Annotated in this window: 23 protein-coding genes; 13 read left to right on the top strand and 10 right to left on the bottom strand. The window is 73.6% G+C overall.

From position 1 onward, the window contains the following. The first annotated feature begins 50 nt into the window (after positions 1 to 50). A complete protein-coding gene (locus ACIQ9P_RS07485) occupies positions 51 to 1,694 on the top strand; it encodes a hypothetical protein (RefSeq protein WP_402351192.1) in 1,644 nt (547 codons plus the stop codon). Here the strand turns inward: ACIQ9P_RS07485 and ACIQ9P_RS07490 are convergent. Continuing rightward, entirely contained in the window at positions 1,652 to 2,725 is a 1,074-nt protein-coding gene (locus ACIQ9P_RS07490; RefSeq protein ID WP_402351195.1) for a winged helix-turn-helix domain-containing protein, read from the bottom strand. The two genes, ACIQ9P_RS07485 and ACIQ9P_RS07490, sit on opposite strands and share 43 nt — an antisense overlap. A 229-nt stretch (positions 2,726 to 2,954) precedes the next feature. On the opposite strand from ACIQ9P_RS07490, the gene ACIQ9P_RS07495 reads away from it, so the two are divergent. From ACIQ9P_RS07495 to ACIQ9P_RS07510, 4 genes are read left to right on the top strand one after another with little or no spacing between them, the layout of a single operon-like run. Beyond that, entirely contained in the window at positions 2,955 to 4,256 is a 1,302-nt protein-coding gene (locus tag ACIQ9P_RS07495; protein ID WP_402351197.1) for an MFS transporter, read from the top strand. Positions 4,257 to 4,311: 55 nt separating this feature from the next. Further along, a complete protein-coding gene (locus ACIQ9P_RS07500; protein ID WP_402351200.1) occupies positions 4,312 to 4,650 on the top strand; it encodes a GNAT family N-acetyltransferase in 339 nt (112 codons plus the stop codon). Further along, the gene (locus ACIQ9P_RS07505; protein ID WP_402351203.1) at positions 4,647 to 5,117 is read left to right on the top strand and encodes an OsmC family protein; all 471 of its coding nucleotides are present in this window, start codon (positions 4,647 to 4,649) and stop codon (positions 5,115 to 5,117) included. The genes ACIQ9P_RS07500 and ACIQ9P_RS07505 overlap by 4 nt, the downstream gene beginning before the upstream one ends. After that, positions 5,110 to 6,072, top strand: coding sequence for a pirin family protein (locus ACIQ9P_RS07510; RefSeq protein ID WP_402351206.1), 963 nt, complete (start codon positions 5,110 to 5,112; stop codon positions 6,070 to 6,072). The genes ACIQ9P_RS07505 and ACIQ9P_RS07510 overlap by 8 nt, the downstream gene beginning before the upstream one ends. Before the next feature lie 326 nt (positions 6,073 to 6,398). Here the strand turns inward: ACIQ9P_RS07510 and ACIQ9P_RS07515 are convergent, their stop codons facing one another. Then, a complete protein-coding gene (locus tag ACIQ9P_RS07515) occupies positions 6,399 to 7,289 on the bottom strand; it encodes a hypothetical protein (protein WP_402351209.1) in 891 nt (296 codons plus the stop codon). A 274-nt stretch (positions 7,290 to 7,563) separates the two neighbouring features. On the opposite strand from ACIQ9P_RS07515, the gene ACIQ9P_RS07520 reads away from it, so the two are divergent. Next, on the top strand, positions 7,564 to 8,052 hold the full coding sequence (locus ACIQ9P_RS07520) for an isochorismatase family protein (protein WP_402351212.1): 489 nt from the start codon (positions 7,564 to 7,566) through the stop codon (positions 8,050 to 8,052). Positions 8,053 to 8,331: 279 nt separating this feature from the next. Here the strand turns inward: ACIQ9P_RS07520 and ACIQ9P_RS07525 are convergent, their stop codons facing one another. The 3 genes from ACIQ9P_RS07525 to ACIQ9P_RS07535 all read right to left on the bottom strand — a co-directional run bounded on the left by ACIQ9P_RS07525 (position 8,332) and on the right by ACIQ9P_RS07535 (position 11,184). Then, positions 8,332 to 9,369, bottom strand: coding sequence for an NAD(P)/FAD-dependent oxidoreductase (locus ACIQ9P_RS07525; protein ID WP_402351215.1), 1,038 nt, complete (start codon positions 9,367 to 9,369; stop codon positions 8,332 to 8,334). Between the two features lie 339 nt (positions 9,370 to 9,708). Continuing rightward, entirely contained in the window at positions 9,709 to 10,206 is a 498-nt protein-coding gene (locus ACIQ9P_RS07530; RefSeq protein ID WP_402351218.1) for a universal stress protein, read from the bottom strand. A gap of 396 nt (positions 10,207 to 10,602) precedes the next feature. Beyond that, positions 10,603 to 11,184, bottom strand: a complete 582-nt coding sequence (locus ACIQ9P_RS07535) for a snapalysin family zinc-dependent metalloprotease (RefSeq protein WP_402351220.1) — start codon at positions 11,182 to 11,184, stop codon at positions 10,603 to 10,605. A gap of 296 nt (positions 11,185 to 11,480) precedes the next feature. Here ACIQ9P_RS07535 and ACIQ9P_RS07540 point away from each other — a divergent pair, with 296 nt between their 5' ends. The 4 genes from ACIQ9P_RS07540 to ACIQ9P_RS07555 all read left to right on the top strand — a co-directional run bounded on the left by ACIQ9P_RS07540 (position 11,481) and on the right by ACIQ9P_RS07555 (position 16,601). Then, complete coding sequence (locus tag ACIQ9P_RS07540) at positions 11,481 to 12,029, top strand: hypothetical protein (protein WP_402351223.1); 549 nt, start codon at positions 11,481 to 11,483, stop codon at positions 12,027 to 12,029. Positions 12,030 to 12,387: 358 nt separating this feature from the next. Beyond that, positions 12,388 to 13,395 (top strand): hypothetical protein, encoded by a 1,008-nt coding sequence (locus ACIQ9P_RS07545; protein ID WP_402351226.1) that lies wholly within the window; start codon positions 12,388 to 12,390, stop codon positions 13,393 to 13,395. An 84-nt stretch (positions 13,396 to 13,479) separates the two neighbouring features. Next, positions 13,480 to 15,351: a DUF4357 domain-containing protein gene (locus ACIQ9P_RS07550; protein WP_402351229.1), complete on the top strand. Its 1,872-nt coding sequence runs from the start codon at positions 13,480 to 13,482 to the stop codon at positions 15,349 to 15,351. Then, the gene (locus ACIQ9P_RS07555) at positions 15,348 to 16,601 is read left to right on the top strand and encodes an McrC family protein (protein ID WP_402351231.1); all 1,254 of its coding nucleotides are present in this window, start codon (positions 15,348 to 15,350) and stop codon (positions 16,599 to 16,601) included. Before ACIQ9P_RS07550 ends, ACIQ9P_RS07555 begins: the two co-directional genes overlap by 4 nt. Here ACIQ9P_RS07555 and ACIQ9P_RS07560 read toward each other — a convergent pair. The 5 genes from ACIQ9P_RS07560 to ACIQ9P_RS07580 all read right to left on the bottom strand — a co-directional run bounded on the left by ACIQ9P_RS07560 (position 16,585) and on the right by ACIQ9P_RS07580 (position 21,033). Next, positions 16,585 to 16,749: a hypothetical protein gene (locus ACIQ9P_RS07560; protein ID WP_402351234.1), complete on the bottom strand. Its 165-nt coding sequence runs from the start codon at positions 16,747 to 16,749 to the stop codon at positions 16,585 to 16,587. The two genes, ACIQ9P_RS07555 and ACIQ9P_RS07560, sit on opposite strands and share 17 nt — an antisense overlap. 65 nt (positions 16,750 to 16,814) lie before the next feature. After that, positions 16,815 to 17,558 (bottom strand): hypothetical protein, encoded by a 744-nt coding sequence (locus tag ACIQ9P_RS07565; protein WP_402351237.1) that lies wholly within the window; start codon positions 17,556 to 17,558, stop codon positions 16,815 to 16,817. Continuing rightward, positions 17,555 to 18,169 carry a sigma factor-like helix-turn-helix DNA-binding protein gene (locus ACIQ9P_RS07570; RefSeq protein WP_402351240.1) on the bottom strand — a complete coding sequence of 205 codons (615 nt, stop codon included), beginning with the start codon at positions 18,167 to 18,169 and terminating at the stop codon, positions 17,555 to 17,557. The genes ACIQ9P_RS07565 and ACIQ9P_RS07570 overlap by 4 nt, the downstream gene beginning before the upstream one ends. A 543-nt stretch (positions 18,170 to 18,712) precedes the next feature. Then, the gene (locus ACIQ9P_RS07575; protein ID WP_402351243.1) at positions 18,713 to 19,555 is read right to left on the bottom strand and encodes an SAM-dependent methyltransferase; all 843 of its coding nucleotides are present in this window, start codon (positions 19,553 to 19,555) and stop codon (positions 18,713 to 18,715) included. A 194-nt stretch (positions 19,556 to 19,749) separates the two neighbouring features. Beyond that, positions 19,750 to 21,033, bottom strand: a complete 1,284-nt coding sequence (locus ACIQ9P_RS07580) for a serine hydrolase domain-containing protein (protein ID WP_402351246.1) — start codon at positions 21,031 to 21,033, stop codon at positions 19,750 to 19,752. Positions 21,034 to 21,446: 413 nt separating this feature from the next. Here ACIQ9P_RS07580 and ACIQ9P_RS07585 point away from each other — a divergent pair, with 413 nt between their 5' ends. The 3 genes from ACIQ9P_RS07585 to prpB all read left to right on the top strand — a co-directional run bounded on the left by ACIQ9P_RS07585 (position 21,447) and on the right by prpB (position 25,852). Then, on the top strand, positions 21,447 to 22,955 hold the full coding sequence (locus tag ACIQ9P_RS07585) for an FAD-dependent oxidoreductase (RefSeq protein WP_402351249.1): 1,509 nt from the start codon (positions 21,447 to 21,449) through the stop codon (positions 22,953 to 22,955). Between the two features lie 444 nt (positions 22,956 to 23,399). Beyond that, the gene (locus ACIQ9P_RS07590; protein WP_402351252.1) at positions 23,400 to 24,917 is read left to right on the top strand and encodes an MmgE/PrpD family protein; all 1,518 of its coding nucleotides are present in this window, start codon (positions 23,400 to 23,402) and stop codon (positions 24,915 to 24,917) included. Continuing rightward, the gene (gene prpB / locus ACIQ9P_RS07595) at positions 24,917 to 25,852 is read left to right on the top strand and encodes a methylisocitrate lyase (RefSeq protein WP_402351255.1); all 936 of its coding nucleotides are present in this window, start codon (positions 24,917 to 24,919) and stop codon (positions 25,850 to 25,852) included. Before ACIQ9P_RS07590 ends, prpB begins: the two co-directional genes overlap by 1 nt. The last annotated feature ends 23 nt before the right edge of the window (positions 25,853 to 25,875 follow it).

Here is a 25,875-nt window from a genome sequence, read left to right on the forward strand (position 1 = left end):
GTTACCCGTCCCCGGCGTGCGGGGGTGTCGGGCCGGGGAGACTGCGGGACATGCGAGGGGCGGGGGAGCGGGGAGCCGTGCGGGCCGTGGTCCGCTGGGCGGGGCATCCGGGGACGCTGGCCGCGCTGGTGGTGCTGCTGGTCAACGACCACCTGGGCAAACGGCTGTGGCCGGGCGCGGTGACCGGGAAGGTCAGTGACCTGGCGTGGATGCTGGTGTCACCGGTGGTCCTGGCCCTGCTGCTGACCCCGGTGCTGCGGCTGCGCGGGGACCGTCCCGCGATCGCCGGGCTGGCGGTGACGGGCGCGATGTTCGGCTTCGCCAAGTCCGGACCGTGGGGCGGCGAGGTCGCGTCGGCGGTCTGGTCCTGGAGCGGGGTGCCGAGCCGGATCCAGGGCGACCGGAGCGACCTGGTCGCACTGCCGGCACTGGGGGTCTCGTGGTGGCTGTGGAAGCGTTCGCGGACCGCCCGACGGGGGTCGTGGCGTCCGGTGGCGGCCGTCCTCGGGGTGCCGCTGGCCGTGTTCGCGATGGTGGCCACGTCGACGATGGACCGGCCCGAGTCGTTGTGGGTCAAGGGCTCCCGGGCGATGCTCAGTACCGACGAGGGCTGGTGGACGGCGAAGGACGGTGGTGCGAGCTGGAGCCCCGCTTCGTGGGGCTCCGACCTCGGTGCCGAGGAGGCCGGGGGTCAGCACGGGGAGAAGCGGTGCACGGTGTCCGAGCGCCCGCTCTGCTTCCGGGTCCGCGACGACGCCTCCCCGATCGAGACCAGCGAGGACGGTGGGCAGACGTGGTACACCGCCTTCGATCCCGGGGAGCGCCGGCGCCGGACACCACCGTCGTTCCCGGCTGTCACACGGTCCGAGCGACCGGCCGAGACGCCGGTCGAGGCACCGGCGGAGGCACCGGCCGGGACGCCCGGTGAATCACCGTCCACCACTCTGCGCCGCCCGGCCGCCCAGCCGGTCAACCACCCTGCCGAGATGCTCGTCGTCACCGCGCCCGAGGGCTGGGCGGTGATCGTGAACTACCCGGGCCGCGGTCTGGTGCGCGGCACTCCCGACGGCGTGTGGACGCTCCAGAGCTATCCCCTCCGCGCGAACTGGGTCGCCCCGGAGCAGCCCCGGCACTGGTTCCTGGGGCTGCCCGTGGCGGTGGCCGCAGGGTTCGCGGGGGTGCTGGCGGTCGCGGCGGTCTGGCTGCTGCGCACCACCGCCCCGGCCGGGCGCCGCCGGGAAGTGTGGTTCCTGCTGCTCCGCCAGGGCCTCTGCCTGTTCTGGGTGTGGCTCGCGGCCTGGCTCTGCGGCGGAGAACTCGTGTGGAGGGTGCCCGGGGTCCTGGTGGCGGGCGTGCTGACGGTGGGACTGCTCCCGATTCTCTGGGCCCTGCGGCACGGCCCGGACCGGGCGAGCAGCCGGTTGCTCCCCCTGGCGGCGGGCGGGGCGGCCGTCGTGGCGGTGGCGCTGCTGCCCTACCTGTTGTGGGCGGGGCACCGTTTGTCGGCCTGGTCGCAGGCTTCCGGCCTGGCCTTCCTCTGCGCCCTGACGGCCACGGTGGCGGGCGCGGTGGTCGGTTTCCTCACCCCGCCTCCGCCCCCGCGCCCGGGCCCTCCGGTGCAGGTCGAGGCGGAGGAGTGGCCGGACGGCGATCAGGAACCTGCCGACCCGGGAACCCCGGCCCCGGGGTCCTGAGCCCCGGACCCCGCCGCGTCCACCAGGACCTGGCCCACCGCCGTCCGGTGGTAGAGCACCGAGCGGCCCGCCCGCCGGCGCAGGGCGAGCCCGGCCTCGCGCAGGATCCGCAGATGGCGGCCGACCGAGCCGAGCGGGAGGCCGGTCAGGGCGACCAGCTGGCTGGTGGTCTTCGGGGCGTCCAGGAGGGCGAGCAGTTCGGCCCGACCCGCTCCCAGCAGCGCGGTGAGTGCCTTCGGCGCCGGACGTCGGCCCTCGTCCGCCAGGACGCCCGAGCACGGGTAGACCACCGCGTACCGGCGGCCGGGCCGCGTGCGCCGCCCGTCGAGCGGCGGCATGTCCCAGCAGAGCCAGCTCTGACCCGGTGTCACCGGGACGAACAGCAGCTCGGCGGCAGTGAGTTCACGCGATTCGGCGGCGGGTGCGGTCCCGGTCCGCAGGCCGTCGCCGCCGAGCCAGCGCATCCCCGGCCGCAGGTCGCCCAGCGCCGCCGCCCAGCCGCCCGCGCCGAGGGCGGCGGTGCGGGCCAGGATGTCCGCCTCGATGATCCGCCGCCGGCGCGGCCAGTCCGGTTCGACGGTCTCCGTCCACACCCAGGACAGCAGCCCGGCCGCGTGCCCGGCGAGGTCCCCGTGCCGCAGCAGGAGCGCCGGAAGCGCCGATTCGTCGGTACCGCCCAGGGCCTCGGCCAGATCGGCCCGGACGACGGCCGGGGCCGTCGCCCGGACCTCCGCCAGCTCCCGGGCGAACGACCCCGCCGCGTCCGGCGTCGACGCCGCTCCCGGTACCGGGGTGAGGAAGGTCGCGTTCCAGTGCGGACCCAGCGCCGTCCGGACCAGCGCGGCGGCGACCGGGTCGGTGGCCAGCCGCTCCCGGTACCGGGGGAGCGCGGCCGCCAGCCACCGCCGCTCGCCGGGGTGGGCGCCCGCGCCCCGGTGGAGGGTCTTCAGCGCGGCGACCGTCTCGGCCAGCGGCGACAGCACGAACCGGCTCCCCGCGAGCGTGTCCGCGTCCACCCGCCACCACCCCACGCCGGCTGCCCCCCGATCGTCGCTCGCCCGCGGCCCCGTGCCCCGGGCTGCCGTGCTCCGCCCTCGCGCACCGGCCTGTACCTCTCGGGTTCCACCTTCGGCCTTCACCATGTGGACTCTCACCTTCCGGTCGCCGCCTTCGGCCGCCGCCTTCGGCCGCCGCCTTCCGGCTTTCGCACGTGGGCGAAAAGGTAACGCGCCGCCGTCCGGGCCGGAAAGACTCCGCCGCATGCGCACCTACCGGGAGTTGTTCCGCGAGCGCGAGTTCACCGCGCTGTTCCTGTTCTCCGCCGCCCAGACGGCGGCCCAGACCGTCGCCGGACTCGCGCTCGGCGTGCTGGTGTTCCGGCGGACGGACTCGCCGTTGCTGGCGGCGCTCGCCATGTTCGGCCCGGCGCTCGCCCAACTCGTCGGCGCGGCGACAGTCCTGTCCGCCGCCGACCGGCTTCCGCCGCGCGCCGCGCTGACCGGCCTCGGCGTGCTGCTCGCCCTCGGCACGGCCCTCCAGGCGGTGCCCGGCCTGCCGGCCGGGGCGCTGGTCCCGGTGCTGCTCGGCCTCGGGGTGGCGGGCGCGGCGGGCGGCGGGGTGCGCTACGGGCTGCTGCACGAACTGCTGAGCCGGGACGGCTACTTGCTGGGCCGCTCCGCGCTGGGTCTGGCGTCCGGTCCGGTCCAGATCGGCGGCTTCGCGATCGGCGGTGCGCTGGTGGCCGCCCTCACGCCGTCCGGAGCGCTGCTCACGGCCGCCGCACTGCACCTGCTGTCCGCCGGTGCGGCGCGCGCCGGACTGCGTCGGCGCCCGCCCCGGGCCGCCGGGCGGCCGTCCGTCGCCGCGACCCGGCGGGTCAACGCGCGGCTCTGGTCCTCCGCTCCGCGCCGGCGCGTGTACCTCGCGCTGTGGGTGCCGAACGGACTGGTCGTGGGTGCAGAGGCGCTCTACGTGCCGTACCGCCCGGATGCGGCGGGCCTGCTGTTCGCCGTCGGGGCGCTGGGCATGCTGGCCGGGGACGTCCTCGTCGGCCGGGTCCTGCCCGCGCACCGCCGCGAGCGGCTGGCCGTCCCGTTCTGTGTCCTGCTGGCCGCGCCGTACCTGGGGTTCGCGCTGGACCCGGGTCTGCCGGTCGCGGTGGCGCTGGTCGCGGTGGCCACCGTCGGGTACGGGGCGGGCCTGCTGCTCCAGGAGCGGCTGGTCGCGCTGACGCCGTCCGAGCTGAGCGGGCAGGCGCTCGGCCTGCACGGTTCCGGCATGCTGGCGATGCAGGGCGTCGGTGCGGCGGTGGCGGGCGGGTTGGCCGAACTGACCTCGGTCACCACCGCGATGGCGGGGACCGCCGCCGCCTCGCTGGCCGTCACCGCGCTGCTCGCGCCCGGTCTGCGGCGGTCGGTGCTGTCCGTGGCACCGCGGGCGACCGGCCCGGCGTCGGTGCGATCCCGTCCGCGCAGGAGTGACGTACGCGCACGGCCGTCCGTCGACGCCCGGGTCCGCCGTACGGTCGGCGCCCGTCGCCCCGCCCGCCGCCCGGGTCGGTGACTGTTCCCGCGCGGTGGCCTTGATCCACTAGTAGTTGAATGATAAATTAACTCCGATGCCAGGGCCCGACCCCGAGGAGTACGCCATGACGACGACCGCCGTCGCCGACAACCCCGAGAAGTCCCGCTACGAAATCACCGCCGACGGCGAACTCGCCGGCTTCGCCGAGTACTTCCGCCACGAGGACGAGATCGCCTTCATCCACACCGAGATCGATCCGCGCTTCGGCGGTCAGGGCCTCGGGGGCGTCCTCGCCCGCGCGGTGCTCGACGACGCCCGCGCCCGCGAGCTCGCCGTACTGCCGTACTGCCCCTTCATCCGCGGCTGGCTGACCAAGCACCCGGACTACCACGACCTCGTCCCGGCCGCCCAGCACGAGCGGTTCGGCCTGTGACCGCCGAGGCCACCGGGGGAGCCCCGGACACCGAGCCCGTCTTCGTCCGCTCCGCCGCCGCCGTCGCGACCAGCACCGCCGACGACTACCACGTCGACATCCGCTCCGGCCGCCACCGGCTCGCCGCCGACGAGCCCGAATCGGCAGGCGGGGCCGACACCGCCACCACCCCGGTCGGCCTGCTGCTCTCCGCCCTCGGCTCCTGCACCGCGATCACCCTGCGGATGTACGCCCAGCGCAAGCAGTGGCCGCTGACCACCGTGCGGGTCCACCTCGGTTACGAGAAGGGCCCGGAGCGGGCCGTCCGCATCACCCGCCGGATCGAGCTGATCGGCGACCTCGACGAGGCCCAGCGCGCCCGCCTGCTCGACATCGCCGACCGCACGCCCGTCACCCGGGCCGTCTCCGCCGGCACCCCGATCGTCCCGGCCGCCCCGCGTACCGCGAACGGAGCCCACCATGCCTGACGCCGACCTCCCCAGCCCCGCCGCCCGCGGCGGCCGCGCCGAAACCCCGGGCGGCCCCGTCCACGAACTCCTCGCCCCGCGCGAGGCCGCCCTCGGCGGCAGCACGGTGGTCCGCCGCCTGCTGCCCAACCTGGGCCGCCGGATGGTCGGCGCCTGGGCGTTCGTCGACCACTACGGGCCGGACGACATCGCGGACGAGCCCGGCATGCAGGTCCCGCCGCACCCGCACATGGGGCTGCAGACGGTCAGCTGGCTGCACGCGGGCGAGGTCCTGCACCGCGACAGCCTCGGCAGCCTGCAGACCGTCCGCCCCCGCGAACTCGGGCTGATGACCTCCGGCCGCGCCATCTCCCACTCCGAGGAGTCCCCCCGCCCGCACGCCCCGGTCCTGCACGGCGCCCAGCTCTGGGTCGCCCTCCCGGACGCCCACCGCCACCGCGAACCGGCCTTCGAGCACCACACCGACCTCCCCACCGTCACCGCCCCCGGCCTGCACGCCACCGTCATCCTCGGCACCCTCGACGGCGCCACCTCGCCCGGCACCATCCACACCCCCCTGGTCGGCGCCGACCTCACCCTCGCCCAGGGCACCGACCTCCAGCTGCCCCTGGACCCGGACTTCGAGTACGCCGTCCTCACCATGTCCGGCCGCACCACGGTCGACTCCGTCCCCCTCGACCCCGGCGCCATGCTCTACCTCGGCACCGGCCGCCGCACCCTCCCCCTCCGCGCCGACAGCGACGCCACGCTCCTCCTCCTCGGCGGCGAACCCTTCGAGGAGAAGCTCGTCATGTGGTGGAACTTCATCGGCCGATCCGGTGAGGAGATCCTCCAGGCCCGCAACGACTGGGAAGCCGGCACCCGCTTCGGCCAGGTCCACGGCTACGACGGCGCCCGTCTCCACGCCCCGGCCCTCCCCGACATCCCCCTGAAGGCCCGCGGTCGGGTGCGCTGACCGCCGGGCATGTCTCCATGGCATTGGGCCTGACTGTTGTTGTCGCCGGGGCCGGCGGGCATGCGTCGACCCCGGCGGAGGGCTGCCATTCGTCGGCCCGGCATCTCCTCGGGACGTCGTTCGACGGGCCTCCCGATTCTCAAGTCCGGTATCTGCAGACGGTCTGCTCGTGCGGGCACGTGCCGTGGGGCGCGGGGCTCTGTCGCTGATCCTGTGACGCCGCGTCGGCCTGACGGCCTTGGTGGTGCTGGCCGAGTGGTCGGGCAGCTCTCGTTGGACGGCGGGCTGATCGCCCTGCGGGCCACGCATCAGCTGCTCGCCCGAGGTCAGCGTGCCCGGGCGAGGTCCAGCAGGTGGTGCATGACCTCCACCGGCAGTGCCGGATTGCTTGCGGCAGCCGCAGCATGTGCCGGCAGGGTGAGCCGCCGGAGCAGTTCGTCGGTGGGCAGCCTGGGGTCGCGGACCGCCCAGCCGCCCACCTCGGGGTCGTCGGCGAGCCGCAGCACCAGCTCCGGCCCGGCCTCCGGGTCGTCCAACACGGCGTGCCGCAGCCGTGGGTTGGGGTCGTCGGCGAACCGGGCCAACCCGGGCCGTGCGAAGTTGCGGTGGTTGCGGTACCCCGACCAGTACCGGTCCTGGACGGTGGCGTAAAGCTCCACCAGCAGCTCGTGCGGCGCTTCCTCGCACGACTCGGCCAATCCGCGCCGCACCCACTCGTCCTCGTCCGCGGCCAGCAGGGCCACCACGTCCGGCGCCAGGTGCGGCTGAGCCGCGAGCACCCGCCGCAGCCCCACGTGCGCCGACCTCGCGATCCGGCGGGCCGCCTCCGGGTCGGTCGCCCGCCGTGCGATCCAGGGTGGCGGAGACCAGAATTGCTGCCACACCGTGTAAGGGATGGCCGTGCGCTGTTCCTCCGTCAGCTCCTCCCGCATCGACACCGCGAGTCGGACGTCGTCGGAGCGTCGCCGCTCCAGGTCGACCAGGACGGTCGCGTACGAGTTGCCCTTCCGTAGCGCGAAACCGTCGACGCCCAGCACCCGGACCTGTCCGACAGCCTCCTTGAGGAAGGCTCTGAGCAGGTGTAACAGGGTGTCCTTCGCCACCGGGACCCCCGCCGCGACCGCGAGTCGGTCGCCAGTCCGCCCGGCCGACGCCGGCGCGATCGAGGTCGGCTTCCCGCGCATCAGCGGGGTGTGGCGGGCATGCGGGCTGGTCAACCCGCCGACCGTTCGACCAACTTCACCACGACACCGGACAGATGAGGCAGAAGCACCTCGGAACTCGGCGACGTGAACGTGGGACGGGAAGTCAGGCACCGGCGTCAGCGCCAACCGATCACAAGATCAGTGACAGGGCCCGCAATTCCCGGTTCCTCGCTTCACGCAGGGCACCCCCGGCCGGGGCCAGTGCCGTCCCCACTGCCGAGCACAGCCCGGGTGGGCGACGGGTGAGCTGGCTCCCGGTGCGCGGAACGGCCCTACGATCGTCGTTATGACCTCCGCACTGATCCTCATCGACCTGATGCCGCGCATCATCGGCCTCCCCCTCGCCCCGCACACCGGTGACGAAGTGCTCGCGCGATGCCGCGAGTTGGCCGAGTCGTTCCGGGCGAGTGGGCGGCCGGTGGTGCTGGTACGGGTGGAGCGCCCGAACGTCGCCGAGCAGCCGCCGGGCAGCGACTTCGCCGACGGCCTGGTACAGGACGGCGACGTAGTGGTGGTCAAGCGCACCATCGGCGCGTTCTACGGGACCGACCTGGACGAGCAGTTGCGCAAACTGGGTGCGGACACCTTGGTGATCGCCGGCCTGGTCACCACGATGGGCGTCGAGTCCACCGCACGGGCCGCGGCGGACCACGGCTACCAACTGGAGTTCGTGGCCGACGCGATGTCAGGACTGGCCGCGGACGAGCACGAGCTCACCGTGGAGCGGACCTTCCCGCGCTTCGGCGAGGTGCGGAACGCCGCCGACTACAGCTGACGTCGGCCCGGCGGCCGGTCCCGACGGATTCGACCCGCCGGGATGCCACGGCGCCCCCTGCACGACCGCCGGTCTCATGGGGAACCGTGACCGTGAGGGGGAATCCAGGTACGGGCCCTCGGGCTGGATCCTCTGGAGTGGTCGGCGTGGTCGGCGGCCGTCTTCTCGAAGGGCGTCGGCAGCGGTTCGTGCTGGCCGAGGCCGCGCGCCCGGATGCCCGGCCCGGTGCCACACGGTCTCCGCCGACCGGGCCGTCCCCACCCGGTGGAACCCTCCCGGTCACAGCGCCAGGTGGTCCGCCGCGCGCAGCGCGAGCGAGGCCGCGAGCGTCACCCCGGGATGCGCAGCCAGGGCGAGGACTCCCGGAGCGCTCGCGAGCGGGGCGCAGAGCACGCCGTCGCCCGGAGGGATCGGGCGGAGCCCGACGGTCACGTCCTCCAGGTCCGGTTCCCGTGGCAGTGCGAACGCCTGCCGCACGGCGCTCAGGGACGCGCGCACCCGTGTCCGTGTCGCCGCCTCCGTCTCGCCCGGGACCACGTCCTCGGCGCCGACGAAGCCGTGCCGGGCGGAGGGCCGGATCTCGAAGGCCGGTGTGGACACCACCCGGTCCAGGCGCAGTTCCGGTGCGGAGAAGACGAAGCGCGCGGCCGGGACACCGGGTACCTCGATGTGCGCGTCGAGTTGCTCCGCGAGGGCGGGCAGGCCGGTCCCGCAGGCGAGGACGACCCGGTCGGCGACGAGTGCCGCTCCGGTGCCCCGCAGCTCGTAGCCGCCCGTCGGCCGTGCCCGGACGCGATCCACTTGGGCGGCGACCACGGCGGCCCCGCCGGCCCGCGCGCGGGCGAGGAACGCGCGGCGCAGTTCGTCCGGCTCGACCATGCCCTCGCCGCTCGCGAGCGCGACGACCGGAGGCGGCAGCCGAAGGCCGGGAAGGACCCGCCTCAGCGCCTGCCCTTCGACGGCCGAGACGCCGGGACCCGACCGCTCGACGAACCGGGCCGTCGCGGCAGCGGTCGGTGCCCAGCTCACGGCGCCGTTCCAGGTGATGAGGCCGCGCAACGGCGGCGTCGACGTGAGGTCGCGCAGCACGCCCAGCGACCGGGCGGGCCCGACCCGGTCGCGCGCGCCCGACGGTGGCTCCGCCGCCGACCCGTGCGAGGTCAGCCAGCCGAACGCCGCATCCGTCACGGGCGGCCGCGACCGCTCCGCCGTGCACACCACGACGGACAGGCCGCGGCGCACGAGCTCGTCCGCCACCGCCGCTCCCAGGACTCCCGAACCGACCACGGCGACGCGCATCACGCTCTCCCCACCCATTCGTGCACCTCTCCGGCGACCGTACACACCGCGCGGCAACGGAGCCCGAGCGGGGTGCCGGGAACCGGCGCGGCCCGCCGGCGTCAACCCCGAGCCCGAGCCCGAGCCCGGCACCGATCCGGTCGACAGCGACTGTTCCGATTCCGATGGTGCCCAGGGGGAACCGATCGAGCCGACAAGCCGTCCAGCAGTGTCGACCTGAGCTTGTCGAAGGCGTTGGGCCGGGTGGCCGGGTGGCCGGGTGGCCGGGCCGATGTCGGCGCGGTCCGTGGTCCGGACGGTCACCGGTCTCGTGGGCACCTCGCCCAGCTGGGGCGCGCCGGGCCGGCGTGCGACGGGTCAGCGTGCCCGGGCTCCCGCGGCGAGTGGCAGCGGCGCGCCGCTGCGGGCGGCGTGCTCCAGGCTGTGCGGCAGGTCGGAGGGGGAGACGGTGACGACCCGGCAGGCGGCGTGCGCGCGGCAGTGGCGGGCGGTCGACCCGTGGCGGACGGGGAGCAGGCGGCCGGAGCGGGCGGCGCCGAGGACGATCAGGTCACCATGGCCGTTCACGGCGGAGGTCAGTGCGGGACCGGCCTCACCGCGGGCCACCACGGGGTGGATGACGAGGTGGGCGGGGCAGCCGCCGAAGGTCTGCTCGAAGGCGGTGTCGATCCGCCGCCGGGCGGCGTGTTCCAGTTCGGAGTCCGGGCGCGGGCCGTCCGCTCCGGTGGGGGTCCAGGCGGCGACGGGGACGAGTACGGCGCTGCGGGCGCCCGCCTCCGCGACCGCGCGGTACAGGGCGGCGAGGCTGCCCAGCGATCCGTCGAGCCCGATGATCACCCGGGTGGTACCGGTCATGAGCGCGTTTCTCCTTCGCGGTGCGGGGCGTTCGAATCCCCGGCCTTCGGCGTATCCGCTGTCTGTCGGTCCCCTCTCCAGTGGACTCCCCGACGGCCGGGCGGGGGCCCGGCACTGACGGGACCGTGACGCCGGCGGGCCCGGTCTTGGCGCGACCTTGACGGCCGCAGCACGGATCGCCGCGGCGCCGGGGCCCGTCGGGGGAGGCCGGTCGGCCGAGGCGGCCGAGGCGGGGGAGGAAGGCCGCGGCCGGGAGGGCTGTCGTCGGGTGAGGCGGCCGGCACCGGCTTCGTCCGGTGCCGGCCGCTGTCGTTCCGGCCGGGGCGGGTGTTCCGCGCGGGCCCCGCGGTCGCGGCGGACCAGCGGGTCACTCGGTCGGGCGGGCTGCCCCCGGGATCAGCTGGCGTCGACCAGGACGCGGCCGTCCGCCGGGGCCGGTGCGGCGGTGCGGCCGGCGTAGGCGGAATCGACCCGGGCCCGTTCGGTGGCGTCGGGGACGGCGTTCTTGCAGCTGGTGCCGGCGCTGGAGCCCGACATCAACTGGGAGCAGGGCCCGGGCTTGGTGTCCGGCAGGCCGAGGGTGTGGCCGATCTCGTGGGCCGCGATGCGGGTCCGGTCGTGGCCTTCGGTGACGGCCTGGTTTCCGAGTTCCACCCTGGCCTGGCCGCCCGGGCGGACCGGGCCCAGCGTGGCCTGCGGCCAGCCGCTGGTGGCGACGATCTGGATCTCGGCCCGGGTACCGGACTGGGCCGGTACCAGCCTGACGTTGCGGGCGTTCGAGTTCCAGGAGGCGACTCCGGCGGCGACGGCGGCCTCCCAGCCGGGGGCGCGGGAGGCGTCGTAGTGGAGCGTGGTCACTGCGGAAACGCCTGTCGGTGCGACAGCTTCCCGCGTGGTCACGGCCTGTGCCGTGGGTGCCATCAGCAGGGCGACGGCCGCGGCGGTCCCGGCCGCTGCGAACCACTTCGAGGGGAGCATGGCTGTCCTTTCGTGGGGGCGGTCTCCCGAGGCGAGGGGGAGACGCTGGTGGGGGCGCTGGTCATCGCCGTCCGCGCGCGGAGGCGAGCCTCAGAAATGACGGTGAACTGTCAACTCAATCGACGGGAGACGTACGGGCGTTACGTCCGCTTCCGTCAACGGCGCCGGGCCGCGATGACCGTGGATGAACGCCCGGAACCTCGCCGGCGGCAGCCCGGGAAGTGTCACGAAGCCTTGACAGTGCGTCACGGGCTGAGAACGCTGGTGCTGTATTCCAGGGACGTGAGGGGCACGACATGTCATGGGTCGACGAGAGTGGGCGCCACGAGGGTTTCCCGGCCGCGGCGTTGGCGGACGGCAGTGAGCCGCCGCCGTTGCCGGACGGGCGCACCACCTGGTGGCTCTACAACGGAGCGGACGGCCCTCGGGCCGCCGCGGTGCGGGGCGGTTGCAGTTGCGGCTGGCGGGGTGAGCGGGTGCACCTGCTGGACTTCGGTGACGACGCGGCGACCGAGGCGGTGGGCGAGGCGACCGGGCCGTTCGCGGACTGGGAGTGGCACGTCGACCTGGCCGAGGGCGTGGTGCCGCCCGAGGTCGAGGAGCTGGTCGCGGCCCTGGTGGGCCGGATCTGCGACCTGACGGAGAGCAAGCCGTACGCCGCCGCCCGTGCGGCCGCCCGGTTCGAGCGCGCCGCCGGCGCGACCGCGCTGATGGCCGGCCGCAGGGCCCGGGGCAACCTGATGACCTGGGAGTACATCGGCCGGGCCTTCGGCTGCGAGCCGGAGGAGGCACAGGAGCGGTTCGGTGAGACGCTGCCCGGCCCCGACCGTGGTGACGAGCCGTAGGCTGCCGCCGAGGGCCCGCCGGCGCGGAGGTCAACGGGACTCGGGTCGGCATCGGCCTGCGCGTCGGGGAGGACTACCCGGAGGGTCCGCCGAGTACGAGCGCTCGGACATCGACGGCGTTCGTCGGTGGGCGGCGATAGCATCCGGTTCGGCAGGAGCGGTACTGGTGCGACATCAGGAAAGTGGGGCCGCTGTGGGCTTCCCTTCGAGTGACATGCTTGCAGCGGTGGGGAATTTCCTCATGTACGAGGCGCTCGGCGAGAGGTTCCGTACGCGGCATCCTCATCTCGCCGGGCGTCTTACGGTGCCGCGATCGCCGACGTCGTGGCTCTCGGTACCGCTCGCCGGGGAACGTTCCGTGGGTCTCGCCCAGGTGCGTTTCGCCAAGCCGTACGACTACGCCCCGGTCTGGGCTGTCGCGGGTCCGAGGATCTCCGAGCGCCCACGCGTCTGGTCCGGTCTCACGGACATGGATGTCCTCGTGGACGCTCTCCACGCCAGAGCCGTGGCCGAGCTCGAACGGGAGGAAGAGCTAAGCCCCTGGAGGTGGGACGAGCCTTCGGTCGGCGAGATGGTGGCGCTCGCGGACGACCTTTCGGCCCTCGGAGTGGACGTGCTGATGGCCGTGGCGCAGAACCGGTGTCGCGCGGTGGAGGCCGAGCGGGGAACGAAGGCCGAGTACTTCGGGAGCGACCAAGGGGACTTCGTCGTCGTTCAGGGCCTGGGACGCTTGATCAAGGTGTCCAGCAAGCCGTTGTCGGGGTGGGGAGCTAGCGTCCGGGCCGAGGAGGGAACGGTCTGGCAGCGGCTCGACCTGGGCGCTCTCCTGTTCGGTGAGCCGTTCGTCGTCCCGGGGGTGGAGCCCGGCCGTGTCGACCGGGCGAAGCTCGCGGCGGTTGTTGCGGATCTGGCCCGCCTTCCTCGCACGGCCACCGCAGAGGACCGGATCCAGGACCTGCCCGCGCAGCGCTCGCAGGCGGCAGGCCCGCCGACGCGTTCGGTTGCGGTCGAAGGCGCGGCACGGGAGCTGGCCCGGATGGGATTCGCGGACGTCGTACCGGACGACACGTGCAGTCGACTCGAGTCGGAGACCTTCCACATCGAGTGGTGGAACCGTTCGAAGGCCATGGGCCTCGGGGACGTGCAGCGTCTGTACGGCGTGGCCGCCGTGGCGGGACGACGGCTCCTGGTGCTGTCGGAGAGTTCTGCCACGAAACCCGCATGCGCGTTCGCGGACCGGGCGAGGGCTTTCGTCTTCACGGTCGATCCGGGCAACCACCGTCCCCACGCGTGCAACGACCTCGCCAGGGAGGTCGTCCTCGACAGATCGAGCTGGGCTCCGGCGCGAGGCATGCTCGACCGCTGACCCGGGTGGGGGCGGGGCTCTCTTTGTCGGTGCCAGGCCGTATGGTGCGTACAGGATCTTCGAGCGTGAGGGTGGGAGCGGGGCGTGGAGGACGAGTACCAGGAATTCGAGTTGCGGTTGCCCTACGGCGGGCCGGTCGCGCGCGGTCGGCTGCTGTCGGAGAAGGGGAGCAACGGCAGTCAGAAGTTCCTGGTGTACGAGGGGGCGCCGGCGCGGGGCCAGGTCGTTCCGTCGTACTCCGAGCGCAGGGCGTCCTCCAGTCGCCTCCGGACGCAGCTCATCGAGGAGGGCAGGCTGCGCCCCTCCGAGCGCTGGGCCGGACACCTCGAACTCGCCGAGGACGTGGAGTTCGGCTCCCCTTCCGCCGCTGCCGAAGTGATGATGGGCCGCTCGGCCAATGGTTGGACGCGATGGCGCACCAAGAACGACCGGCCGCTGTCGGAGTTCATGTCGGGCGTCTGGGCCGGGCCCAACCGTGCCTGGCTGGTTCGCGGTTCCAACGTCTCCGGCTTCGACCTCGTCCAGCGGCTCTGGCTGCCCGAGGGTCGGGTCACCCTCTCCGCGTCCCGGTTGCGGCAGGGCGTCGGGCAGGGCACGAGCAAGGAACAGCTGAGCGCGTTCGTCCGGGAGGATTACGAGTCCACGGCGACGTACGGCCAGAAGCAGGATCTCGTCGAGGCGCTGCACGCCTTTCTCTCCCGGGTCAAGCCCGGCGACACCGTGTGCACCATCTCCGGTGGCCTGCTGTACGTCGGCGAGGTGACCGGACCAGTGGAACAGACGTCCTCGGAGGGCGGGCGGTCCAACCTGCGCCGCCCGGTCGAGTGGCAGAGCGAGGGGTATTCCGTTCCCGATCTGCCCGAGGAGCTCCAGCAGAAGCTGTCGGTGCAGCACGACGTCGTGGACATCACTTCCGAACAGGCTCTTGTCAAGGGCCTCGGGCTGAGCGACCAGGAGTTGGAGGAGGAGGCCGAGGCGATAGAGAGTGACCCGAGTACGGAGATCCGCATCGCCCGGCGCGAGCTGGCACTGCCCGAGCCGACCCCCGAACTCGCCCAGGAGCTGCTCGTCCACGACGTGGAGTGGCTCCGGGAGGTGCGGGACCTCCTCTGGGACGAGCGCCAGTTGGTCTTCTACGGCCCTCCGGGAACCGGTAAGACGTACCTCGCGCAGAAGCTCGCGGAGTTTCTCGGTGGTGGCCCCGAGCAGGTCAAGCTCGTCCAGTTCCACCCCTCCTACGCCTACGAGGACTTCTTCGAGGGGTTCCGCCCGAAGGAGGACCCGGAGACTCGCGAAGTCGCCTTCCGCCTCACCGCCGGCCCGCTGCGTGAACTCGCCGACCTGGCTTCCCGCGAGGGCAACCGGCACGTGCCGCACTTCCTGATCATCGACGAGATCAACCGGGCCAACCTGGCCAAGGTCTTCGGAGAGCTGTACTTCCTCCTGGAGTACCGCAACAAGGCCGTCCGGCTCACCTACTCCGGTGACGACTTCGCCCTCCCGCCGAACCTCTTCGTCATCGGCACGATGAACACCGCCGACCGTTCCATCGCCCTGGTGGACGCGGCGATGCGGCGCCGGTTCGCGTTCGTCGAGCTGTCGCCGCGGACGGAGCCGACCAGTGGTCTGCTGCGGCGCTGGCTCGCGGCGCAGGAGCGCGGCGGCGAACCGGCCGACCTGCTGGACGCGCTCAACGCCCGGATCGACGACGCGGACTTCCGGATCGGGCCCTCGTACCTGATGAAGCCCGGCGTCTATCGCGATGGCGGGCTTGCCCGCACCTGGCGGACCAGGATTCTTCCCTTGCTGGAGGAGCACCACTACGGCGAGGGCGTCGACATCGACAAGCGCTACGGCCTCGGCCCACTACAGGCCGAAGTGGCCGCGAAGCGCTCCAGGTTCGCCGTGCAGCCGGGCGACATCGTGTGGCAGGACGAGGCACAGGCCGATTCGTGACCGTCGTCCACCTGACCGAGCACGCCCCGGCGGTGTCCGTTCCCCTTCCGGACGCCGCCGGCCGGGCCGTCGCCGCATCCCGGATCCTCGACACCGCGGCCCCCGATCCGTATCGGAAGGACCACTGGGTACTACGGGCCGGCAGCAAGGTGGGCGTGGTGAGTCTGGCGGTGCCGGGTGGTGATCCTCTCAGCGTGCGGATCAATCCGAAGGTGCCGATCGCCCGCCTCTTCTTCCTCATCGGGTACAGCCTCGACCCACGAGGCTGGCGGGACGGGGACGTCGAGGTCGATGGCCACGACGAAGTCCTGCCGGCCCTCGCTCACGCCGTGGAGCGGCAGGTGGACCGGGCGCTGTGCAAGGGTGCCCTTCAGGGCTACCGCACGGTCGAGGAGTCGGCGCTCGTCGTCCGGGGCCGGATCCGCGAAGCCGAGCAGATGCGCCGCCGGTTCGGCGCGGTCCTGCCCGTGGAGATCGCGTACGACGAGTTCACCACCGACATCGCGGAGAACCGTATCCTGCGGGCCGCGGTAGAACGCCTGCTCCGCCTGCCCGGGGTGCCCCAGGACGTGCGTCGCCGCCTGCTGCACCAACGGTCACGCCTCGTGGATGTCTCTCCCCTCGTACGCGGCCAGGAGCTCCCGGTCTGGCACGCCACCCGCCTCAACGCCCGCTACCACCAGGCACTCCGTCTCGCCCACGCCGTCCTCGGCGGATCGTCACCCGAGCACACCGCCGGTGAACTGCGCATCGACGGCTTCCTGCTGAACATGAACAAGCTCTTCGAGGACTTCGTGACGGTGGCCCTGCGCGAGGCGTACCGGGGAACGGATCGCACCTGCCGGCTCCAGGACCCGCACCACCTCGACGAGGCCGGAGAGATCCGGATGCAACCCGACTTCGTCCTGTACGGCCCGGAGGGCGCTCCGCAGGCTGTGGCCGACGCCAAGTACAAGGTCGAGAAGTCCGGCGGCTACCCCGACGCCGACCTCTACCAGATGCTCGCCTACTGCACGGCTCTCGGCCTGCGGGAGGGACATCTCGTCTACGCCAAGGGCAACGCCCCGCACGCCGCCCACCGGGTGCGGCACGCCGGCGTCGTCATCCACCAGCACGCGCTGGACCTGGACCGGGGGCCGGCCGGTCTGCTGGGTGAGATCCGTTCCCTGGCCCACCGGATGGCCCCGGCCGACAGGCCGGAGCCTGGCGGGCCGGGGCCGGGCCGGGGAAGTGTCAGGGGCGGCCGGTGAGGAGGAGGGCGAGGACGGTGCGGGCCTCGTGGCGGCGGGCGGGACTGGGGGCGGCGACGGCGGTGAGGGCCAGGGTGGCGAGGGTGAGGAGGTAGCCGGCGGCCGAGGTGGCCAGGGCGAGGGTGGCGGGGTCGTGGACGGTGGGCATCGGTGGTTCCGTTCGGGTCGGTCCCGCCCGCACCGGGGTGGTGCGGGCGGGAGGGGCGGCGGCGGTCAGTGGGAGGCGAGTTCCTGGAGCCGGTCGGCGATGGCGTCGGTCGGCAGGCTCAGCAGGCCGCCCGCCTCGTCCTCGCGGGGGAGTCCGTTGATCGCGTCCTGGAGAGCGCGGTCGGGGCGGGGCAGGCCGGTGGAGTCGGGCAGGGGCGGGGCCAGCCGGGAGGCGAGGCGGGCGTAGCCGGGGAGGTTGGGGAGCTTGGGGGCGAGGGGGGCGCTGGTGCCGTTCTCCAGGCAGGCGGTCTGGGTGAACCAGTTCTCGGCGTCCCGGAGTTCGCCGCGGCGCAGGTGGTGCAGGTACATGCAGTAGGCGGCGAGGTGGCTGCCCGCGCCGGCGGCGAACTGCCACCACCAGGTGGCCGAGTGGTGCCGGTCGGAGAGGTCGAGGAGGCAGCCGAAGATCAGGGCTCCGTGGGGTTCCCAGTCCGTGACGAGGCTCTCGATCTCCTCCCAGGCGCCGGGTTCGTTGATGACGACGGTGTCCAGGGTCCGCAGGTCGCGGCCGGCGTCGGCGCGGATGTCCGCCGATCCCGGGAGCGGCGGCGGGGCGAGGCAGTTGCCGATGCCGGTAGCGGCGCCGGGGCAGGTACCGGCGCGTCCGGCCCGGCGGACGGCGATGGCGTCGGCGAGGTGCTGGCGCCCGGCGTCCAGGTCGTAGCGGGGGCGGTCGGCGGGCAGGGGGCCGGCGGCGTCGAGCAGGCGGTCGACGTCGGGGAGGCGAGGGCCGTCCTGAGGTGGTGTCACAGTCGCTCCTGGTCCTTCCTGGTGCTGCTGGGACGGAGGAGTCGGCGGGATCTGAGCCGGGCCTCCAGCTTGTTGCGGGCCTGGGTCGTCAGCGACTTGACCGTGCCCTCGTCGATTCCCATGGCCTGGGCCGCGGCCGTGACCCCGAGGCCGACCACGAAGCGGAGCACGATGACGTCGAACTTCGCCGCCGGGAGGTCCTTGATGGCGGCGCCGAGCGCCATGCCCGCCTCCAGGCCGTCGACGCCGGTGGTGATGGCGTCCAGGTCGTCCAGGAACGGCTCCCACTCCAGGCGCAGCGCGATGGAGAACGCGACCCGCTCGTCCAGGCGCTCCCGGTGCTCGCGGGTCACCTCCACCAGGTGGCGCAGCGCGGCCCAGGCGGTGGCGGCGGGCCGGCGGTGGGTCAGGACGCGGTCCCAGCAGTCGGCGAGGTCGATGAACGCCTCGGTGACGATCTTCTGCGCGAGGTCGGCGTCGCCGAGGCAGGCGTAGGTGTAGTCGAAGTACGCGTCGGCGTGTATCCGCTGGAACGCCTGGAGGGTTATGGGCAGTTCCACGGGGGCGGCACCGGCGGTGTCGGCGGTGTCGGCGAAGGGTGGCTCGCTCACGACGCCTCCCGGGCCGGGTCCGGGACGCTGCCGCGGGGCCGGGTGGAACGGCCGGGCCGGGGCAGGGCGGGTGCGGCGGCGGGTCGGGGTGGGACGGGGGGATGGATGCACATGGGCTTCGGAAGTCCTTCTCGTCGGGCAGGGAACGGCACATGATCACGCTCTGCTGGGGGGCACGAGCGCTCTGTGCCGGTAGGGGCATCCAATCCCTCGAACGGGCGAAAGGTTCACAGCCCGAAGGTAAAGAATTTCGGAGTGCAACATTCCGGTGTTTATCCGTACAGAACCGGATCCATCCATGACAACTGTGAACGGGAGTCGCCACCACGACGCCCGTCTGCCCCGTCAGGCATTCAAATCTTGAAGACAAGACGGCCATGGGCGTTCGGCTGTGGTCGGAACGACCTCCCGAAGGGTGCGGCCCTGGGGAGGGAAAACGCGCGGGCCCCGCCCCCGCCGACGGCGGAGTGGCGAGGCCCGGTGGTGGGGCGGTGGCGGGTCGGCGCTGCCGGCCGAGGCCGGGGCCGACCGGTCGGTGGACGGCTACCTCTTGAGGGCCACACCCGCGTAGAACGACACCTGGGCATCGGTGACCGTGTCCTGCCGCCGGTCGGCGGCGCCGTCCGCGTCCGGGCGCCAGCGGTGTGCGGGCACGATCCCCGGCTCCAGCAGCTCCAGCCCGTCGAAGAGGGTCTCGAACTCGGCGCGGGGACGCAGCCGCAGCGTCGTGCCCGCCTTGTTGTAGATCTCCTGCACCCTCGGCGCGCCCTCCGGGTCCAGCTCCGCGGTCGCGTGCGAGAGCACCAGCGCCGAGCCCGCCGGCAACGGCTTCAGCAGGCGCTCCACGATCGCGCGTGCCTCGTCGAGCTCCGGGACGAAGTGCAGCAGCGCCACCATCGACAGCACCACCGGCTGCCCCAGGTCCAGCGTCCGCGCCACCTCGGGGGCGTTGAGGACGGCGTCCGGATTCCGCGCGTCGCCGTGGACGTAGGCCGTCCGCCCCTCCGGCGCGCTGGTCATCAGTGCCCGCGAGTGCGCGAGCACGATCGGGTCGTTGTCGACGTAGACCACCCGCGCCTCCGGGGCCACCGACTGCGCGACCTCGTGCAGGTTCGGCGAGGTGGGGATGCCGGTGCCGACGTCCAGCCACTGGCGCAGGCCCCGCTGCGCCAGCGTCCGGGTCGCCCGGTGCATGAACGCCCGGTTCGCCCAGACCGCGATCCGCATGGTCGGGAACACCGTGAGCACCTGCTCGGCGGCCGTGCGGTCCACCTCGAAGTGGTCCTTGCCGCCCAGGAACCAGTCGTACATGCGGGCGCTGTGCGGTACGTCCTGCCGGATGGCGGCGCTGAGCGGCTGCTCCAGGCCCTGGTCTTCCACGTTCATCGCCGCTGCTCCCCGCTCTTTCCCCGCGGCCGCGCGACGGCCCGAAGGGTGGTGTGATACCTGACGTTCGGTCAACAGTGTGACAGCTGGGGCGGGCAAGCACGAGCTCGGCCTCCCACGGTGCCGACCACCGCCGGGTCGAGGGTGACGAACGCCCGTCGCCCGGCCGGTCGGGCCGGGCGGCAGGGCGGTGCTCAGCCGGTCGGGGCGGCGGGCGCGCCGGTGGTCGGCCGGCGGCCGCAGAAGGCGGTGGCCAGGAGCTTCTGGGAGGTGGGCCAGCCCTGGCCGGTGGCGCGGTAGCCGTTGGTGGAGACCGCTATCAGCCGGTGACCGTCCGGGGTGCCGTAGACGGCGCTGTTGTGGCCGCGGCCGGTGCTGCCGTTGTTGCCCCAGATCTCGCCGCAGGGCGTGGTCAGCCGGGCGATGCCCAGGCCGTACTGGGCGCCGCCGCTCTCCGGGGCGACCGTCAGCATCTCGGTGAGCAGGGGCGCGGGGAGCAGCCGGCCGGTGAGCAGGGCCCGGAGGAAGGCGGCGAGGTCCGCAGTGGTGGAGATGCCGACGCCCGCCGCGTCCATCTCGCTGGGCTCCATCTCGGTGACGTCGACCGGGCCGCCGGGCAGGTCGAGGTAGGTGTGCGCGTGCGGGCCGCGGATCCCGGTCGAGTGGACCGGCATCGAAGTCCCGGTCAGCCCCAGGCGGTCGACGATCCGGCGCTCCACCTCCCGGCGCCAGTCGTGGCCGGTGACCCGCTCGACGATCATGCCGGCCAGCAGGTAGTTGGTGTTCGCGTAGTGCCAGGCCGTGCCGGGCGCGGAGTACGGCGGGTGGCTGTTGGCCACGGCGAGGAGTTGCCGCGGTGTCCAGCTCCGCCAGCGTCCCTCGCGGAGCCAGGTCTCGTGGTCAAGGCCGACGCTCGGGTCCTCGGTGTAGTCGAACAACCCACTGGTGTGGTTGAGCAACTGGCGCACGGTGACGGAGCCGCCGCCCGGGACGGCACCCGGCAGCAGGCTCTCCACGCTGTCGTCCAGCCCGAACCGGCCCTCGCCGACCAGTTGGAGGACGACCGTCGCCACGAAGGTCTTGGTCACGCTGGCGATCCGGAACCGGCCGTCCGCCGAGGGCTCGGCGCCGGTCGAGAAGTCGCCCACGCCCGCCGTGCCCTTCCACACCGTGCGCCCGTACTCGGTCACCCGGGCGAGGGAGCTGGACGCGCCGCCGATCCCGACCACGCCCGCCAGCGCCTCGTTCAGCGCCCGGGCGTCCACGCCGCCCGGGCGCGGGCCGCCGCCGCCCGCCACGCCGGTCACCACTTCGGTCGGACCGGTGCCGAGGGCGCCGGCCGTCGGGGCGCTCACCCCGATCAGACCCGCGCCCGCGAGTGCGAGCGCGACGACCCGCACGGCCGTGCGGCGCCGTCCGGCGTGGGCCCGCGCGCCCGGCGCCGTCCGAGCCCTGTCGTGCTGCTCCGTCACCCTCATGAGTCCTCCTGTGTCCGTGTCGACAGCTTGCGTAACACTCGAAACGTGTGAGGGGCTGACACTTTCTCAGACGGGCACGAACCGGTCCTCCACCCACAGGGCGCAGAGGATCCGCCCACAGGTGGATGCTCATGCGACTTGAGAAGTAGTCAGAGGGTCTGGCGAATCATCCGGGTGAGTCTTGACACGTGGGCCTCGACGACGAACGCGCCGCCGTCCCGGACGGGTCCGGCCGCCTCGGGCTCCGGTGCCGGGTACGCGGCGCGCCGGTCCGGCACGCCGCGGTCCAGCGCCCCTGGTACGCCCCCGCACGCCCCTCCGTCCCCCTTGATCATCCCCGGAGCGGCCCGGTGAAGTGGTGCGCGGACGGTGGCCCGACCGGGCCCCCGGCGGCCCGACGAACGGGGACCGGTATGACGGACGCGGACAAGGACACCTCGGCACCGGGCGCGAACCCCGACGGGAGCGCCGACCCGAGCACGGACCCGAGCACGGACCCGAGCACGGACCCGAGCGCCGAGACGACTGCGGACCCGAGCACGGACCCGAGCGCCGACACGAGGGCGGGGAAGGCCCGGGCCGGCCGGGGCCGGGAACGTGCCGTGGTGATCGGCGGCGGCTACGCGGGACTGCTGGCGGCCCGGGTCCTGGCCGACCACTTCGCCGAGGTCCTGGTGCTGGAGCGGGACGCGGTCGACCGTACGACCGGCGCGCATCCGACCGCGCCGCAGTCGTACCACGCGCACGCGATGCTGGCCCGGGGCGCCCAGGCGCTGGAGCTGCTCTTCCCGGGCCTGCGCGCGGAGTTGGAGGAGCTCGGCGCGCCCGTGTACGACTACGGTGAGCGGATCAGCTTCCTGCTGCCCACCGGCTACGCCGTGCGCGCCACCACCGGAGTGCGGATCCAGTCCTTCACCCGGGACGAGCTGGAGCGGCGGATCCGGGGCCGGGTGCTCGACCTGGCACAGGTCCGGGTGCTCGGCGAGGCCCGGGTCCGGGGCCTGGGGAAGGGCCCGGACGGTCGGATCGACAGGGTCCGCTACTCGACCGGGGCGGGCGGGCCGCGGGAGGTCATGGCCGACCTGGTGGTGGACGCCTCCGGGCGCACCACCGCGATCGACGACTGGCTGGCCGAGGCCGGACTGCCGGTCTCGGCGAAGAACACGGTGAAGGCGAGGATCACCTACACCACGATGGTCTTCGACCGCACCCCCGAGGAGAAGGACTACGACCTCGCCTACCAGATGACCTTCGCCCCCGCGGTGCGCCGCGGCGGCGCCATGCTGGCGGTGGAGAACGGTCGCTGGGTCTGTTCGCTGTTCGGCTTCGAGCAGGACCCGCCCACCGACCCCGACGGCTTCCTGGACTACGCGCGAACCCTGGACAACCCCCGGCTGGCCGAGCAGATCGCCCGCCGGGGCGGCCACGACGAGCTGTACCGCTACACCAACCCCGGCAGTACCTGGCGCCTGCACCACCGCAACCCCGGCTGGCCGGACGGGCTGATCGCGATCGGCGACGCGCTCTGCGTCTTCAATCCGGTCTACGGCCAGGGGCTGACCGTGCCCGCCATCGAGGCCGAGGCGCTCGGCTCGCTGCTCGGCCGCCGCTCCGGCGGCAAGGACCTGACCGGACTGAGCCGGGAGTACCTGCGCACGGCGGCCGGGATCATCAAGGTGCCGTGGTCGCTCTCCACCACCTCGGACCTGATGTGGAGCCCGACCGGCCAACCCCTGGCCGCCCGCTTCGCGCACTGGTACAACCAGCGGGTCTTCGCGCTGGCCAGGCACGATGCCGACGTCTGGACCCGCTTCGTCAAGGTGGCCAACATGACCGCCCCGCCCTCGCTGCTGATGCACCCCTCGGTCCTCGCCAGAATCGCCCGCCAGGCCGTCACCCGCCGCCCGGGACCGACCGCCTGACGGCGGCACTCCGTTCGTCGGCGGTACGGGCCCGCCGGCCGCACGAATCCGGGTGACACGTGCGCGGGGGAGACGGATTGTCCGTGCCCGCGCCGACGACCGGACCGATCGAGCTGCGCTCACGGTGTCGGGCCGACCGCGCCGCGGTCGGCCCGAGAACGTCCGGGCGCTGTGCGCCCGCCCTGCCCCCTGGCGGCCCGCCGCATCCGCAGCGCCTCCGGAATCCGCAGAATCCGCAGATTCACAGATCGGCCGGGTACGGATTCCACCGATTGGCAGGCTGGATCCCCGGCCGCCGGGGGAGCAGGCTCGTCAGGGAAGCCCCCGTGCCCCGGCCGCGTGTCCCAGCCACGTGCACCGGCCCTGTGCCCCGGCCGCGTCTCCCAGCCGCGCGCCTCGGCCCGAGCCCGAGCCACGGGCCGCCCGACGTCCATGAGGAGTCCCGTGATCGAGCACCACGTCCGCGTCCACCCCAGTGCCGAACGGCTGCCGCGCGAGGAGCAACTGGCCTGGCGGCTCGCCGCCGTCGCCACCGGCACCGGGGAACTCGACCCCGAGAGCGTGTCGACGGCCGTCGACCGGGTCGTCGACAACGCCGCCGTCGCCGTCGCCTCGCTGCTGCGGCGCCCGGTCGCCGTCGCCCGCGCACAGGCCACCGCCAACCGGGCGGGCGGTCCGGGGGCTTCGGGCGCGTCGGTGTTCGGCACCGGAGTCCGGGTGCCGCCCGAGTGGGCGGCCTGGGCGAACGGCACGGCGGTGCGCGAGCTGGACTTCCACGACACCTATCTCGCGGCCGACTACTCCCACCCCGGCGACAACATCCCGCCGCTGCTGGCCGTCGCCCAGCACACCCGCCGCACCGGGGCCGACCTGCTGCGCGGCATCGTCGCCGCCTACGAGGTGCACGTCGCCCTGGTCAAGGGGATCTGCCTGCACGAGCGCCGGATCGACCACGTGGCGCACCTCAGCGCCGCCACCGCCTGCGGCCTCGGCGCGCTGCTGCGGCTGCCGACGGGAACGGTGTACCAGGCGGTCCAGCAGGCGGTGCACACGACCACCGCCACCCGGCAGTCCCGCAAGGGCGAGATCTCCAGCTGGAAGGCGTTCGCCCCGGCCTTCGCCGGCAAGGCCGCGATCGAGGCCGTGGACCGGGCGATGCGCGGCGAGACCTCCCCCTCGCCGATCTACGAGGGCGAGGACGGCTTCCTCGCCCGGATGCTCGACGGCCCCGACGCCGACTACACCGTGCCGCTGCCGGAGGCCGGCCAGCCACGCCGGGCGATCCTGGAGACCTACACCAAGGAGTACTCCGCCGAGTACCAGGCGCAGGCGGTGATCGACCTGGCCCGGCGGCTGCGGGAGAAGACCGGGCCGCTGGGCCGGGTCCGCTCGGTGGTCCTGCACACCAGCCACCACACCCACCAGGTGATCGGCTCCGGCGCGAACGATCCGCAGAAGTACGACCCGACCGCGAGCCGGGAGACCCTCGACCACTCGATCCCCTACATCCTCGCCGTGGCCCTGGAGGACGGCGGCTGGCACCACCAGCGCTCGTACGCCCCCGAACGGGCCGCCCGTCCGGAGACCGTCCGGCTCTGGCGGAGGATCACCACGGTCGAGGACCCGGAGTGGACCCGCCGCTACCACGACCCCGACCCGCGGCGCCGGGCCTTCGGCGGCCGGGTGGTGATCACCCTGGACGACGGCACGGTGGTCGAGGACGAACTGGCCGTGGCCGACGCCCACCCCGCCGGTGCCCGCCCCTTCGACCGGGCCGCTTACCAGGGCAAGTTCCGCACCCTCGCCGACGGCATCGTGGCGCCCGCCGACCAGGACCGCTTCCTGCTGGCCGCCGAGAGCCTCGCCGATTCCGGGGCCGCGGACCTCGACGGCCTCTTCCCCGCGGTCGACACCGAGGCCGTGCGCGCGTTCGACGCCACCCTTCCGAAGGGCCTGTTCTGATGCTGCACACCCGGACCACCGCCTCCGGACGCCGTCGCGCGCTGCGCGAACGCCTGGCCTCCGGGCGACTGCTGACCATGCCCGGCGCCATCAACCCGCTCTCCGCCCGGCTGATCCAGGACCTCGGCTTCGAGGCCGCCTACCTGTCCGGTGCCGTCCTCGCCGCCGACCTCGGTCTGCCCGACATCGGCCTCACCACCGTCACCGAGATCGCCCAGCGCGCCCAGCAGACCACCCGGGCCACCGACCTGCCCGTCCTCGTCGACGCCGACACCGGCTTCGGCGAACCCATGAACGCCGCCCGGACCGTCCAACTCCTGGAGGACGCGGGCCTGGCCGGGCTGCACCTGGAGGACCAGGTCAATCCCAAGCGCTGCGGCCACCTCGACGGCAAGACGGTCGTGCCCCGCGCCGAGATGGTCCGCCGGCTGCGCGCCGCCGTCGACGCCCGCCGCGACCCCGACTTCCTGCTCATGGCCCGCACCGACGCCCGCGCCGTCGAAGGACTCGACGCGGCGATCGGCCGGGCCAGGGCCTACGTCGACGCGGGCGCGGACGCGGTTTTCCCCGAGGCCCTCGCCGACATCGCCGAGTACGAGGCGTTCCGCAAGGCCGTCGACGTGCCCCTGCTCGCCAACATGACCGAGTTCGGCAAGGGCCCGCTGCTCGACGCCCGGACCCTCCAGGACCTCGGGTACGAGATCGCCCTCTACCCCGTCACCCTGCTGCGCCTGGCCATGGGCGCGGTCGAGGACGGCCTGCGCACGATCGCCGCCGAGGGCACCCAGGAGTCCCTGCTGCCCCGGATGCAGACCCGCTCCCGGCTCTACGAACTCCTCGGCTACGCCGACTACGCGTCCTTCGACGCGGGTGTCCTCGACTTCACCCTCCCTCCCGGCGCCCGACCCGACAGCGCCCGACCTGTCGGCACCTGACTCCTCGACACCCGGCCCATCGG

It is taken from the genome of Kitasatospora sp. NPDC094019 (assembly GCF_044764505.1).
Lineage (GTDB): Bacteria > Actinomycetota > Actinomycetes > Streptomycetales > Streptomycetaceae > Kitasatospora.